The 14,757-nt window shown below is 72.7% G+C and carries 7 protein-coding genes and 1 pseudogene; 3 read left to right on the forward strand and 5 right to left on the reverse strand.

Going from position 1 to position 14,757, the window contains the following annotated elements; genetic code table 11:
• Positions 1-140 precede the first annotated feature (140 nt).
• Positions 141-500 (forward strand): annotated as a pseudogene (locus tag ACFWN2_RS07440) (response regulator); the annotation flags it as partial.
• A 1-nt stretch (position 501) separates the two neighbouring features.
• Here the strand turns inward: ACFWN2_RS07440 and ACFWN2_RS07445 are convergent.
• Positions 502-1,122 carry a LuxR C-terminal-related transcriptional regulator gene (locus ACFWN2_RS07445; protein ID WP_382425537.1) on the reverse strand — a complete coding sequence of 207 codons (621 nt, stop codon included), beginning with the start codon at positions 1,120-1,122 and terminating at the stop codon, positions 502-504.
• Between the two features lie 193 nt (positions 1,123-1,315).
• Positions 1,316-5,050 (reverse strand): BTAD domain-containing putative transcriptional regulator, encoded by a 3,735-nt coding sequence (locus ACFWN2_RS07450; protein ID WP_382425538.1) that lies wholly within the window; start codon positions 5,048-5,050, stop codon positions 1,316-1,318.
• Between the two features lie 342 nt (positions 5,051-5,392).
• Between ACFWN2_RS07450 and ACFWN2_RS07455 the strand changes: the two genes are divergently transcribed.
• Positions 5,393-6,076: a response regulator transcription factor gene (locus ACFWN2_RS07455; protein WP_382425540.1), complete on the forward strand. Its 684-nt coding sequence runs from the start codon at positions 5,393-5,395 to the stop codon at positions 6,074-6,076.
• A gap of 280 nt (positions 6,077-6,356) precedes the next feature.
• Complete coding sequence (locus tag ACFWN2_RS07460; protein ID WP_382425542.1) at positions 6,357-7,049, forward strand: response regulator transcription factor; 693 nt, start codon at positions 6,357-6,359, stop codon at positions 7,047-7,049.
• Here the strand turns inward: ACFWN2_RS07460 and ACFWN2_RS07465 are convergent.
• Genes ACFWN2_RS07465 through eccB form a run of 3 tightly spaced genes read right to left on the reverse strand, consistent with a single transcriptional unit; the run spans position 7,036 to position 14,752 of the window.
• Positions 7,036-10,659, reverse strand: a complete 3,624-nt coding sequence (locus ACFWN2_RS07465; protein WP_382425544.1) for a right-handed parallel beta-helix repeat-containing protein — start codon at positions 10,657-10,659, stop codon at positions 7,036-7,038. The genes ACFWN2_RS07460 and ACFWN2_RS07465 overlap by 14 nt on opposite strands.
• A 35-nt stretch (positions 10,660-10,694) precedes the next feature.
• Positions 10,695-13,412 carry a hypothetical protein gene (locus ACFWN2_RS07470; protein ID WP_382425545.1) on the reverse strand — a complete coding sequence of 906 codons (2,718 nt, stop codon included), beginning with the start codon at positions 13,410-13,412 and terminating at the stop codon, positions 10,695-10,697.
• A 23-nt stretch (positions 13,413-13,435) separates the two neighbouring features.
• Positions 13,436-14,752, reverse strand: a complete 1,317-nt coding sequence (gene eccB / locus ACFWN2_RS07475; RefSeq protein WP_382425546.1) for a type VII secretion protein EccB — start codon at positions 14,750-14,752, stop codon at positions 13,436-13,438.
• Between the last annotated feature and the right edge of the window lie 5 nt (positions 14,753-14,757).

Consider the following 14,757-nt stretch of genomic DNA (forward strand, 5'->3'; position numbering starts at 1 on the left):
TCGGGGGAAACCGGGAAACGCGGGCACGTTCCCGACTTCCCGGGGGCAAGACACGCGCCGGAATCCGCGGCCGCACCGCCACCAGTGGTGTGATCGCGTGGTCGGGACAGAACCGGGATTCACCATTGGCTCGAGGTCACATGAGTTCGATTCTTCTCTCGGAGAGCGACCCTCACACGTGCCGCACGCTCTCGGGCAGGCTCGTCGCCGCCCGCCACACCGTCACCTCCGCGACGACGTGGCACCAGGTCGTCGCGGCACTGCTGCGCCCCGTCGACCTCGTCGTGCTCGACCTCGACCTCCCGGGCATCGACCTGGACAACGCCGTGGGCCTCGTCCGCGGCGCGACGAGGGCACCGGTCGTCGTGACGACCCGCTGCCACGACGACCTGGTGGTGCACGCGCTCGACTCGGGCGCCGACGACTTCATGACCAAGCCGTTCGTCCCCGACCTGCTGATCGCCAGGGTGGCCGCGAGGTTGCGCCGCCACGCGCCGCTGGTCAGATGACGCCCGCCCACAACGCGTACGCCACCGCCTGCGGCCGGTTGCGCAGGCCGAGTCGCTGCTGCAACCGCTGCACCACGCTCTTGACCGTCCTCTCCGAGTAGGAGATGGCCTGCGCGATCTCGCTCGTGCTCAGCCCCTCCGCGAGCAGGCTGAGCACCTCGACCTCGCGTTCGCCCAGCCCCGGTCCGGCGCCGACCGCCGTCCGCAGGAACCGCTGCCTGCGGTTGAGCTGGGAGAGCAACGCCCCGGTCAGCCGCGGTGGCATCACGCCCTCGCCCCGCGCCACCGCCAGCACCGCTCCGACCAGCCGGGCACCCGTGGCCTCCGCGCTGGGCACCACCGCCATCACCCCGCACTCGACCACCGACACCATCTGGCTGTCTGCCATCTCGCCCACCACCAGCACCGCCGGACGCCGCGGCTCACCCCGTTCCGGGCGCAACGACCGCAGACCCGACGAGGTCAGCCGCTCGTGCACGTGGACCCGCACGTCGGCGGACGACCGGACCGGGGAGGAGAGCACCTCGACCGACCAGTGGGACCTCAGTTGGCTGACGACACCGGAACGGAGAATCGGGTCCTCCGCGTGCACGCGGACCCGCACTCGTTCCACCACAGCTGCTCTTTCATTCCTCCACCACACGAGGAACGATTGTCCACCGACGAGCCCTAACGGTTCCCTAATGAACGGGAACAACTTCCCCATGGCTCACATCGGGCGGTTCAGAAGAGGAAATCGGGCAGTCTGACGACACCTTTCTTGCGCAACGTTCCAGTGCCGAAAAGAATGGATCAGACCAATCAGGTCACCAGCCGGACGATCCCGCCAGCATTCGCGCGGCGACCTCCGAACGGGACCGCGCGCCGAGCTTCTCGGCGATCCGGCTCACGTGGGCCTGCACCACCCGGTCCGACAGGTCCATCGCCGCCGCGATGGACGGGTTGGGCAGACCGGCGGCGACCAGCCGGGCGATCTTCGACTCGGTCGGCGTCAGGCCGGTCGTGCGTTCGGGCCGGGCAGGGGCGACGCCCCTGCGCGCCACCCCCGCCCGCCGCGCCCTGCGCAGGGCGCGGTCGAAGTCCCAGGTCGCCCCGGCCGCGCGGAACCCCGCCAGCGCGTCGGCGAGCGCGGACTCCGCGTCGTCGGCGAAACCACCGGCTGCCAACGCGATCGCGGCGTGCTCGCTCGCTTCCGCGTGCTCCCACCAACGACCGGAATCGGCGTGGTGCCGCACCGCCGCGACGAGCGGCTCCGGGTCGCCCGTGCGCAGTCCCTCGCAGACCTGCCACGCCGTCGCCGCGCGGAACTCACCGTCCTCTTTGGACTTCTCGGCCGCGGCGACCGCCAGCGCGCGCTCCAGCCGCGCGTGGTCGCTGACGTCGAGGGCGAGGCGGGTGATGTGCGGCAACCACTGGTGGCGCAGCATCATCGGCGCGTGCGCGGGGTCCAGCACCGGCTCCAGCACGTCCAGGGCACAGCCGAGCCGGCCCTGCTGCTCCGCCACGAGCGCGCGGCCCATCAGCACGAAGTCGCTGTTCTCCCGCTCGTCCTGCGCGCCGGACTCCGCCGAGATCTCCTGGACCGCGTCGAGGTGGAAGGCGGCCTTGCTGCCCTGCTGCCGGTGCACCGCGACGTACCCGGCGACGCCGTGCAGCAGGATCCTCGTGCCACCCGGCGCGCGCTGGCCGTAGAACGTCATCGCGGCAGGGCCGACGTCCTCCAGGTCGTCGAGCTCCGCGAGCGCGTCGTCCCACGCCCCCGTCCAGAAGTGGTGCACGGCCGCCGTGACCTGGAGTCCCTTGGGCAGCGCGAACTTCGCGGCCACCTCCCGCGCGTGGCGCAGCGTCTCGTACGCGGTGTCGAGGCGGTCGACGTTGTGCAACGTGAAGATCTTGTTGTCGAGCAGGTCGAGGTACAGCTCCGCGTACTGGCTGTCCGCGGCGATCAGGCCGAGCGCGTGGTTCACGGCGTCCAGCGCGCGGTGGTGCTCGCGCCGGATGGTGGCGAGCTGCCACTGGGTCTGCAGCGCGTGCGACATGCAGTACAGGTCACCCGCCGTCTCGGCCTGCGCGTACGCCTCGTCGGCCCGGCGCTGGCTCGCGACGAGGTCGGTCACCTCGCCCCGCCGGAAGTTCACGAGCAGCGACTGGTGCCGCGCGAGCCAGACCGGGGGCACGTCCGGTGCCGCGATGCCCGCGGTCAGCTCGGCGATCGCCTCGGCGCGGTCGCCGCTGCGGAACAGGACGTTCGCCAGCAGGTGCCGCATCTCCGCCACGTCCGCCGGCGTGGAGGCGAGGGCCAGACCGTGCCGGGCGTGCCCGACCGGTGTGCGGCCGAGCCGGAAGAGCACCTTGACCAGGTTCGCCACGAACGCCTCGCGCCGCGGGTCGTCCTCCTCGCACACCTCCAGCGCCCGTTCCAGCAGGCCCGCCACGAGCTCCGGGGCGCGGTGCACGAGCGAGGCGACGTTGAGGTGCAGCCAGTCCAGCGCCCACGGCGCCAACGGTCCCGCCGAGGCGACGAGCTGCTCGGTCACCTTCGAGACCGGCGCTCCGGCGTCCGCGAGTGCGCGCGCCGCCTGCTCGTGCAGCTCGGCGAGCGCCTCCGGCGCCACCGCCTCGTAGAGCGCCTGCCGGAACAACGGGTGGCGGAACGCGAGCTGTGCGCCCGCCTCCACCACGACCTCGGCCGCCACCGCCTCCTCGACGACGTCGAGCAGGTCGAACGGCGAGACCCCGAGCACCGCCGCGGCGTCGCTCACCTCGAACTGCGTGCCCAGGACGGCCGCCCAGCGGAGCAGGGCGCGCACCGGCGCGGACAGGCCCGCGAGCCGGCGGCCGACCGCGGCGGCGAGCGAGGCCGGCAACCGGAACTCCTCGGCCTGGGCCAGGTCCGCCACGCCACCGCCGACGACGAGGGCCCCGTCGCGCACGAGCCCTTCCGTGAGTTCCTTGAGGAACAACGGGTTGCCGGCGGTGCGCGTGGCCGCCTCGCTCAGGCCTGGTCCGGGTGCGGCCCCGACGATGCGCTCGATGAGGCTGTGCACGTCCTGACAGCCGAGCGGAGCGAGCCGGACGACCTCCCCGCCCCGCTGCGCCACGTCACGACCGAGCTGGTCGAGCAGCGGCGACCTCGGCGTGGACCGGGTGGACGCCACCAGCAGCAACGGCATCTGCCCCACGGCGGCGCACAGCCGGTGCCACACCAGCGTGCTGGCCTCGTCCGCCCACTGCAGGTCGTCGGTCACCAGCACCAGCGGGCCGTCCGCGCACAGCTCGGCGACGAACGCGAGCACCTGGTTCACCGCGGCGTGCAGCTGGTCGGTCGCCTCCCAGAGCCGTCCACCGGTCTCGTCCGCCGCGCCCCCGCGGATCTGGTCGGCGAGCGCGGACCGGCGCGGGTCCGGCGACTGCGGGTCTATCCCCAGCGCGTCCACCACGAGCCGCAGCGGCACTCCGCGCTCGAACTCGTCCGCCACCGCCCACGCGACCTGCACGCCCCTGGCCTGGGCGTCGGCGAAGGCCACGGCGAGCAGCTCGGACTTGCCGATGCCCGCCTCCCCCTCGACCCACAGCACGCCGCCGCGCCCCTCGACGAGGGCGTCGGCCGCACCGCGCAGCAGGGCGAGCTCGGCCGCGCGTCCGACGAACCGGCGGTCGGTGCCGCGGGCCCGGCGCATCGCGCTCACCACCCCGGCGGGTGCGACGAGGCGGGGACGGTTCGCCGACTGGGCCCTGCCAGGGGCGGGGAGCACGCCGATCCTGCCGCCGTCGCCCGCGAGGATCTCGGCGTGCAGCGCCGTCAGCTCAGGTCCGGGCTCGACGCCCAGCTCGTCGTGCAGCACGCGCCGGCCGTCCTGGAACACCCGCAGCGCCTCGGCACGCCTGCCGCTGTTGTGCAGCGCCGTCATCAGCAACCCGCGCAGGTGTTCGCGCAGCGGCCCCCGTCCGAGCAACGTGGTGAGCTCGGCGACCAGGTCGCGGTCGGCACCCAGCGCGAGCTGGATCTCCGCTCGCCTCTCCATCGAACCGAACCGCAGCTCCGCCAGCCGGTCGCGCTCCCGTTCCGCGTTGGGGCCGGGCACACCGGAGAGCGCCTCGCCGCGCCACAGCCCCAGCGCCGCGTCCAGCTGGCGGGCGGCCGAGCTCAGGTCGCCTTCGCGGGCCTTGCGGTCGGCCAGTTCACGAAGGCGTTCGAAGACGAAGACGTCGCAGTCGTCAGGGGCGATCCGCAGCGCGTACCCGGCGTTGCCGGAGATCAGCAGCTGCCCCGTCGACCAGCGCGACCGGCCGGGTTCGAGGCTCTTGCGCAGTCCGGACACGTAGGTGTGCAGGCTGCCCTCCGCGCTGGACGGCGCCGACTCGCCCCAGACCGCCGCGACCAGTTCGGAGCGGGAGACCACACTGCCCGCGCGCAGGGCCAGCGCCGCGAACACGGCGCGCTGGCGGGCCGGCCCGAGGGACAGGTCCTGCCCGTCGCGCCGCACCCGCGGGACACCGAGCAGGTCCACCGCGAGAGGTGCTGTCACGTCTGTCGTCATGCGCTCACTCGTTCTCGTCGACCACGAACACCGTACTGCGGGGATCGGCCCGTCCGGATCTGACACATGACTGGTCGTCCGTCGATTTCTCCGTCCCGCCGCCGAACCACACTCCAGTTCTGTTCCTCCGCCCGACCGCGATCATCACCTGCTCTGCCCGTTCGTACTCCGCGCGTTCACGCCGGGACAACCGGCTTCGTCCGCGTCCGCGAGTACCGGGAAATCCGGGCAGGATCTCACAAATTCGGTCACGACGTTCTTAAGAAGAACTTGAGGCGTGTGACGGTGCGTAACATCCCTCGACGAAATGTTCCGCCGCGGTGTCCGGAGGTGGATGACCGAATGGCCCGCACCGTTCTGGTGGTGGAGTCCGACCGGAGGGTGGGCGCGGCGTTCGCGGCGGGGCTGCGCGCCCACGGCCACCTCGTCCTGGTCAGCACCACGGCGGCGGACGGACTGAGCGCGGTGCTCACCGGCCGGCCCGACCTCGTGGTGCTCGACCTCGCGCTTCCCGACCTGGACGGGGCAGCGGCGCTGCGGATGATCAGAACCGTCACCGACGTGCCGGTGATCGTCACCGCGGAACCGCACGACGAGCGCTCCGCGGTGCGCCGCGTCGCCGCCCTCGCCGACGAGCACCTGGTCAAGCCCTGTGCGGCGGAGGTGCTGGCCGCCCACGCGGACCGGTTGCTGGGCCCGCGCGGGGGCACGTCGCGGACGTTGCGGTTCGGCGGGCTCCTGATCGACCTGGACCTGCGCGTGGTGCTGCGCGACGGCGTCGAGGTGCGCCTGACCAGGCGCGAGTTCGACCTGCTGGCGTTCCTCGCCGAACACGCCGACGAGGTGGTCGACCGAGCGACCGCGGCCGCCGGGGCGTGGGGAACCCGCGGGCCCTCCACCGATCACGCGCTCCACGTCCACCTCTCCCGTCTGCGGCACAAGCTGGGCGAGTCGGGATCCGCTCCCCTGCACCTGCGCACGGTCCACGGGCAGGGTCTGGTGCTGCGGTCACGGCCGAACAGCTGACCGGGCGGTTCGGGGCACGTTTTCCGCCCCTCGGTGCACCTGGTTCCCGGCACCGGGAACCTTTTCACCCGGAGGTGGTCTCCGGGCCGTTGAGCGACCTGTCCTCAGAGCAGCCGGTTTCTTCCGGGCAACGCTTTTCTCTCGCGTTCGGTCACGTTCTTCTAAACCATTTTCGCGTTTTTTCGCCGGCCGTAAGGTCTTGATCACCGGACCGCACGTGCGATTACGCAGGTGCGGTTCCTTTGTGAACGTGGCCGCCCCCGGTTTCGCAGGAGAAGAATTGTCCGTCCCACCGCGCCGTGACGACCAGACGGTGGTCCTGCTCGTCGAGAACCACCAGCCCACCTCGGCGGCGCTGACCGAGTCGCTGACCGCCCGCGGCTACCACGTGATCGCGGCGACGACGGCGGCAGAAGGTCTGCGCGCGGCGATCGCGGACAAGCCCCACCTGGTCGTGCTCGACCTGGCACTGCCCGACGTCGACGGCGAGACCCTGCTGCAGATGTTGCGCAGCAGCAGCGACGTGCCGGTCATCGTGCTGTCGTCGTTCGCCGACGAACACCACGTCGTGCGAGCCCTCGACCACGGCGCCGACGACTACGTGGTGACGTCGTCCGGCCTCGACCAGGTGGCCGCACGAGCGCACGCGTTGTTGCGAAGGCTCAGTCTCGGCACCGACGTGCTGGTCGTCGGCGGCCTCCGGATCGTTCCCCGCGACGAGCGGGCCCTGCTCGACGACCGCCCGCTCCCGCTGACCCGCCTGGAGTTCCAGCTGCTGCACCTTCTCGCCGTCAACCAGGCTCGCGTGGTGGACCGCCGCACGCTGCTGACCGGCGTCTGGGGAACCCCCGACGCCGGCAGCGACCAGGCACTCGACGTGCACATCTCGTCGTTGCGCCGCAAGCTCGGCGAGCACGGCCGGCACTACCTGCACACGGTGCGCGGCGTGGGGTTCAAGCTCACCGCGCCGTGACCGGCTGTTCCTCCACGAGCCAGTCGCCCTCGCGGAACATGATGGTGCTCAACCACTCCGCGACCCGGTGCGCCGAGTAGGCACCGCCCCCCGCGGCCTGTTCCGCGACCACCGCCCGCACGTCGGCGGGCAGGTGAGCACCGACCCGGCACCCCAGCGCCTGAAGCCGCCGGCACGCGAGCACCGCCAGCTCGTCCGGCGTGTGCTCGGCGAGCCGCAGGTAGTCGGCGAAGGTGCGGGTCAGGTCGTTGTCCTCCCCGCCGAACACCACCGCGAGCCCGTCCCGCGTGCCGACCACCACCACGACCTGGTGCGGCCGCGCGCGCATCGCCACGGCCAGCCCCGCCGCGGCCGCGTGCCACGCCCGGTCGTGCACCGGCGGCCGGTCGTCGACCTCGATCACGAGCAGCCCGTCCTCCGCCCGCGCGAAGGCCTCGGCGAACAACGCGTCCTCCTGCCCGTCCCAGTCCGGAACGAGGTCGTCGGCGAACGACAGCTCCGTCACGCCGCCCGTGCGGAGGACGCCCGCCTCGACCAGGCAGGCGGCATAGCGGGCGGCCAGCTCACGGCGACCGGTCCCCCGCGGTGCTTCGAGGACGACGCTGGCCGGACCGCCCAGGGGCTGCGGGCCCGCCTTCGCGAGGGTGTGCAGGCGGTCGAGCAGGCGGGCCTTGGCGTCCTCGTGGCCGACCAGTGCCGCGAAGCGCCGGAACGCCCTGGTGTCGTTGAGCGGCTCCTTCGGCGGGGTGGGCTCGGTGGGTGCCGGGGTGTCGGCCGGCGCGGTGGTCTCCGAGGACTCGGCCTGCGTGGACTCGGCCTGCGGTGAACCCGCCTGCGGGAACTCGGCTTGCCGTGAACCGGCCTGCGTGGACTCGGGCTGTCGTGAACCGGCCTGCAGTGCTCCAGCCCGTGGGGACTCGGCCCGCGGCGGAGTCGGCTCCGGTGATGCCGTCTCCGGTTGCGCCATCTCGGGCGGCTCGGTCACCGAGCGCTCGCTCTCCGGCGGCGTGCCCTCTGACCGCTCGGCAGCCGGCAGCACACCCTCCGGCGCCCCGCCTTCCGACAGCCCGCCCTTCGATCGCGCACCCCCCACCCCCTCCGGCACAGGCGGCGGACCGGTGAGCAGGTCCTCCCGCCTCACCGCGGGCACGGGCTCGGTCGGCGGCTCCTCCTCCGTCGCGATCGACGGCTGGCCGAGGTCCGCCGCCGTCAGCGTGGTGAGCGCACTGCCCTCCAGCTCCGGCTCGTCCATCAACCGCGACGCCTGGTTGCTCACCATCGACTCGAACAGCTGCCGGGCCACGCGCCCGTTGCCGAACGTGCCGCCCTTGGGCACCTGCTCGAACCACTCGCGCACCGCGGCCACGCCGTCGACGCTGAGCTGGTACTGGTGCTTGTGGCACAGGCCCGTGGTGATGGTGACGAGCTCGTCGACGCTGTAGTTCGGGAACTCGACGGTGCGGGTGAAGCGGGACGCCATGCCGGGGTTCGACGCGAGGAACCTCTCCATCTGCTCGGAGTAGCCCGCGACGATCACCACGAGCGAGTCGCGGTGGTCCTCCATCAGCTTCATCAGGGTGTCGACGGCCTCCTGGCCGAAGTCCGGGCCGCTGCCGCCGGACTGGCTGGTGAGCGTGTACGCCTCGTCGACGAACAGCACGCCGCCCAGCGCGGTCGTGACGACCTCGGTGGTCTTGATGGCCGTGCCGCCGATGATCTGCGCGACCAGGTCCGCGCGTGCCACCTCGACCAGGTGGCCCTTCTCCAGGATGCCGAGCTCGGCCAGCACGGCGCCGTAGAGGCGGGCGACCGTGGTCTTGCCGGTGCCGGGAGGGCCCGCGAACACCAGGTGCCGTGACATCGGTGGCATCGGCAGGCCCATGCGTTCGCGGCGCTGGCCCATCTTGATGAGGTTGATTAGGGCGTTGACCTCCTGCTTCACCCCCGCGAGGCCCACCAGTTCGTCGAGTTCCGCGAGCGGGCCGGTGAGTCTGCGGCGTTGCTTTCCGGAGCCCTGCCTGCGCGCCGGTTCCGGTTCGTCCTCCTGCGGGGGCGCGGCGGGCTGGTCCGCGGAGAGGTTCTCCACCACCAGTCCGGACGACGACCCCACGTCCCGCAGCGCCTCGCCGCCGTTGCCGCGCACCACGCAGTCCGAGACCACGACCGTCAGTTCCGAGTCGACCCGGATGCCGTCGCCCTGTTGCTCGAACACCTCGCACGACGCGATCTCGGCCCGCGCACGTTCGACGGACACACCGTGCCGTCCCGAGGCGTGCACCCGGCACCGGCGCAGCGTCGCCGACGCACCGTCCGCGACGACGACGCCGTCGGCCTGCGCGTCGCGGATCTCGCTGTCCTGCATGGAGATCTCGGTGTTCTCACCGGTGACCCGGACGCCCCGCAGCCGCGACCTCGTCAGCGAGACCTGTCCGCCGCCGCGCACCTCGACCGCCCACGGACCGGTGGTCGACGCTTCGACCTCGTGCCCCTCCAAGCGTCCGCCCTCGGCGATCTGCAGCGCCACACCGGTGCAGTCCAGGGAACCCGCGGTCAGCCCGACACGCGCTGACCCGCTCACGACGACACCGTCCGCGCCGGAACCGACCTGCAGACCGGAGAACACCGGCTGGGCGCTGCCCGCTACCCGCACGGCGATCTTCTCCGTGCCGTCCACGACCACCGTGCCGAACTCGGGTGTGCTGGAGCCGTCGATCAGCAGGCCCACCGCGGACCCGGTCACCGAGCACTCGCTGAAGCGCGGGCTCGCGTCGTCGGTCACCCGCAGGCCGATCCGCGCCGCGCGTTCGACGCGGACCGCGGTGAGCTCGGGCGAGGACCTCCCCGCGATGTGCAGGGCGGGCCCGGCCGTGTCGGAGAAGGTCCCGTCCACCATCGTGACCGCGCCCGAGGTGGACACGTAACAGCCGACCGCGCCGCAACCGCGCACCGCCACGCCCTGGAACGTCGCGGTCGCCTCGTCCTCCACCACCAGAGCGGGCTTGACCGCGCCGACGATCTCGCACCGGTCGAGCACCACGGACGAGTTCCCGTTGGCGCACACACCGTTGCCCTTGGCCTCGACGATCTCGCAGCGCTGCGCGGTCACCTCGCCCTGCTCCACCACGACGAGCCCGGACGAGCCCAGGTCCTCGAACCGGGTGTCCACGATCGTGTTCGATCCGGGCGACATCACCACCACCGCGGCGCCCGCCGGGTTGCGCAGCGTGCACCCGCGCAGGGCGAGGCAGCCGGTGCCGCGGGCCAGCACCGCCGTCCACGCGGCGCCGGTCACGGTGCACTCGTCGATCGCCGCCTCGCCGCGCTGCACGTCGATCACCGGCACGTCCGCCGACTCGCACGTGAGCGTGAGCCCGCGCAACCGCACCGCCTCCGCGCGCACGACCACGGTGCTGGCACCGACACCGTGCACCCGCACCTCACCGTCGCCGTCCGCGACGATCGACACCACCCTGCTCAGGTCGAGGCACTCCTCGTACCGGCCCGGCATGACGGTGATGAGCGCGCCCTCGCCCGCGTTCGCCACGGCCTCGCCGATCGACGCGTAGGCACCCTTGAGACCGGGCCCCACCACGAGCATCTGCCTGTTCACGCGGTTGCCTCCAACAGGCGTCGCACGGGTCCGGGTCATCGCGCCACCACCAGTCCCGGCAACGCCGACAACCGGGCCAGCGCCGACGCGGACGGAGTGGGTCCCGCTGTGGCGGTGGCGGCGCGGTCGAGGCCGGCCCTGGCGAGCTGCTCGTACCGCTGGGACGCCTCAGCCGCCAGGTCACCGCCCCCGGTCTCGGCGGCACTGCACTCGCGCAGCACGATCCGATGCGCGCCCTCGTCGTCGCGCACGAGGTCCAGCAACGAGAACCTGGTCCCCGGCAGGAACACCACGCGTTCGGCGAGCCCGGAACCGGGCGGTTCCAGCCCGGTCGTGCGCCGCCCGCTGAGCGACCAGATCTCGATGTCGCAGTTGCCCGGCCAGTCGCCGGCACCCCAGGGCACCGCGTTGACGAAACCCCAGTCGCTGAACGACGGGGTGTCCCGGTACCAGTCGAGGTGCTCGGGCTCGACCTGCGCGCGCAGACTCACGCGCCCGCGGTGCGTGCCCATCCGCCGCAACCCGGCCACCACGCACCGCGCGAACGGCACGTGCGGCCCGACCGTCGCGGTGTGCAGGGCCTCGTCGAGCGCCTCACCCTCCTCGGAGAGGTAGAGCCGCAACGCCACCAGATCGGTGACCACGTCCTGGTCCTGGCCGTGCGCGCGCAGGCCGGGCTGCTCGGACAGCAACCGGGCCGCCGACGTCGACAGGTGGTCGAACTGCCTGCTCAGCGTCCGCCGCAGCCACGCACGTTCCTTCTCGATGCCGACCGCCGGCAGCAGCGCGGCAGCTTCGGCCTTGGGCTCCGGCTGCGCCCGGACCTCGGCCGGACGCCGTTCCACGACCTCGGGCTCGACCGCGGGCGGCTCGTCGCCGGGCTCGGGCTCCTCGACGGCGTCGTCGCCCAGTCCGAGCTCCCGCAGGACGTCGTCGTAGTCGAGCGAACTCTCCAGCCGGACGGTGCCGGCCGCCGCGGCGAGGGGTGGTGGCTGGGGAAGAGGGGCGGGGTGCGGCGGGGAGGGCGGGACCGGTGCGGACTCCTGCCCTACCAACCGATCCGCGATGCCTTCAGTCGCACTGCCCGCCGCAGCACGGCCCTCCACCGTCGCACTGACCTCCGCCGCCGCACTGGTCTCCGCTGCCGGACTGCCCTCCGCCGCCGCGGTGGCGGACTGCTCCGGCGGCTGGACTTCCCGCACCACAGCAGCATCCTGAGCCGCAGCAACGTCCCCAGCTGCAGCAGCATTCCCGGTCGTGGCAGCATCCCCGGTCGCGGCGCCGTCCTCCGACTCGCCCTCACCACCGAACTCGCCCTCACCACCGGCCGACGCCGTCACGACCTCGGCCGCGTCGGGCTCCGGTACAGCAGACTCCTCCGCCCACACCAGGTCCACCGGCGCCGGAACGTCGGCGTACGAGCCGTGGCGCAGTGGACCGTTGAACTCCGCTCCCCCGGCAGACCCCAGCCGCTCGGCGGTCCGCCGCACCGCCCCCAGCTCCAGGCTCGTCGTCGGCAGCAACCGGCAGACCGGCTGCACGTCCGCGCTCAACCGCGCCATCACGTCCTGCGCCAGCGTCCGCATCCGCGCGCTGACGGCCTCGTTCTGGCAGTCGTAGACGAACCAGAAGTGGCTCGGGTCCAACGGTGTGCCGCGCACGGTGTCCGGCGAGACGGCGCCGTCCGGCGACCGCATCCACAGTCCGCCCTGCACGACCTCCAGCACCGCGTCCGGCGTGTACTGGAAGACACCGGGCGCGATCTCCGGCAGGCCTTCCAGCGGCGTGCGGTGGTCGAGCACGGTCGGCAGCGACGCGACACCGCCGGTCATCCTGCGCGGGTTGAACCCCAGCTCCCGCACGAACGGCATCCAGCCCAGCGCGCCGCTGGGGTGGACGATGCGCACGACCGAGCCGTCGACTCCCTCCACCGGCATGCCCTGCGACACGACCACCGGCTGGTCGACGAGGTCCGCGATCGCCTGGCCGAGGCTCACGCCGTCCGGCAGGTCCACCGGCCCGAAGCGCACGAACCTGATGTCCCAGCGCGCCTCCGGGGGCACGTTGACCCACAGCCGCGCGATGTCGTCCAGCGACAACGGCACACCGCCGGGACAGCCGAGCACCACCGACATGCGGTCGCGGCGCACCAGCATCGACTGCGCGAGCGTCCTGCGGTGGTCCTGCATCCTCGGCGCGGTGTGCACCGATCGCAGCCACACCCCACCGGGAACGGGTTCCGCGACACCACCGGAGCTGGTCGGCCACGGGTGGTCGACCGCCGCCGTCTCCCAGCGGGGGCGCGGAAAACGCTTCGACTCCCAGCGCGGCGGTTTGCCGGGGGTGAACCGCACCCAGCCCGACTCGCGTCCTGAGTGGACGAACAGGGTGCCCGCCGCGCCGCGCACCACCATGCCGTCCGGGGCGAACACCGTGCGCCGCAGTCGTTCCGAGAGCCACTGGCCGGTCATCGCGGTCATCTCGTGCGACCGCTCCCCCACCACGAGCCGCAGTCCCCGCCGCCGTTTGGGCAACGACTTGGCGACCGCCTCCCACATCCACACCGGGCAGTTGTGCGGGATGTCCAGCACGACGACGTCGTTGTCCGGGTCCTCCGCGATCGACCAGGCGAGGGACTGGGCCGCGGGGCTCATCCGCCCGCGCCGGTGCACCACCATCGCCCGGCCGACCGGCTTGCACTCGACCTGCTCCTCCGGAGCGGCGCCGAGCGCACGCCCCATCTCCCTTGCCATCGCCGTCCTCCTCCGTTCATGTCCTAAATGGACACAGATGCCGCCGTCAACACGGCACCGGGCGGCATCGTGTTCATCACCGCGTCCGGCACGACCATCGGGACCACCGAGCGGTAGCCGAGCGACGACACGTCCCTCTCGGTCGGCATCAGGTGCCGCACACCGGTTTCCGTGACCAGAACCCGCCACTTGTCGCGGTCCTTCACCGGCACGGCGCCCGACACCGCGACCACCCCGCCGCCCGGTGGCACGTTGACCGCGAACGTCCCGGGCTTGCCCGGCCGCAGGGCGCCGGCGTCCACCAGGCCGATCACGGGGGCCGCGGCCGAACCGTCGGTGGCCGAGGACACGCACAACCCCGACCCGTCCGACCGCAGGTGCGTCGCCCGCACCAGGTCGGGCAGCCGCCCGACCAGAGAGGTGGCGGACCTGTCGGTACCGGCGACGTCCGCGGCCGACACCTCCTTCACCGCCGCCCCTCGCGCCGACGCCAGCGTGAAGTCCGTCGTGGACAGCGCGGCCAGGCCGTCGGTGAGCATCACGTAGTGCTGCTCACCGACCCGGAACAGCGCGCCGACCTGACCGGTGGCGCCGGCGACCCTGCGGCCCTGGGAGCCCGCGTTCTCCGGCGCGTACGGGGCGATCGGCTCACCCTTCGGCACGGTGTCGAGCCAGGCCTTCGTCACGGCGACGGCGGGCAGCGCGTCCAGTCCGAACGCGGCGCTGGCCACCCGGTCGGTGACCTCGTGCCGCTTCCCGTCGACCACCAGGTGCCGGGCGCCGTCCGGAGCGGTGACCGTCGCGACGACCCCGGCCGGCAGCGCGGACACGCTCACGGCCGGGTCGAGCACGAGCGTCGTCGCCACGTCCTGACCGGCTCTCGTGGGCGTGCACAGAGCCACCGGTCCTGAGTGCAGCGCGGACGCCTCCGGCACCACGTCGGGCGCGTCCGGCAACCCGACCGGAGCACCGTGCGGCACACCGGCGAGCGACTTCCGCGAGACCGTGACGATCTTCATCCCACCGGTCACGAGTGCGGCGGAGGACAGGTTCCGCACGGGCCTCAGCACGTCCTTCACGAGCACGTACCGGGTACCGGTCTCCTTCTCCACGACGATCGCGCCCTGCTGCCTCCACGCCGTGCTGGATCCGGGTGACAGCAGGCCGAGGACGAAGAAGACCCCGGCCGCGAGCACCGCGACGACCAGTCCGGAGACGAGCCCGACGGTCGCGCGGCGCGCGGGGGCCACCGCTCCGGAGGCGTCGCCGAGCACGAGCGCCGCCGCCAGCCTCCGTTCGGTGAACTGGTGCGCCTGGACCTGGTCCTTCGCCGACTGCACGACGG

Origin of the sequence: Lentzea sp. NPDC058436, from assembly GCF_042721515.1 — a bacterium.
Taxonomy (GTDB): domain Bacteria; phylum Actinomycetota; class Actinomycetes; order Mycobacteriales; family Pseudonocardiaceae; genus Lentzea.

Excerpts from the sequence above, each read along its gene's own strand:
- ACFWN2_RS07450 (WP_382425538.1), bottom strand. The coding sequence starts at position 5,050 with ATGACGACAGACGTGACAGCACCTCTCGCGGTGGACCTGCTCGGTGTC.
- ACFWN2_RS07455 (WP_382425540.1), top strand. The coding sequence starts at position 5,393 with ATGGCCCGCACCGTTCTGGTGGTGGAGTCCGACCGGAGGGTGGGCGCG.
- ACFWN2_RS07470 (WP_382425545.1), bottom strand. The coding sequence starts at position 13,412 with ATGGCAAGGGAGATGGGGCGTGCGCTCGGCGCCGCTCCGGAGGAGCAG.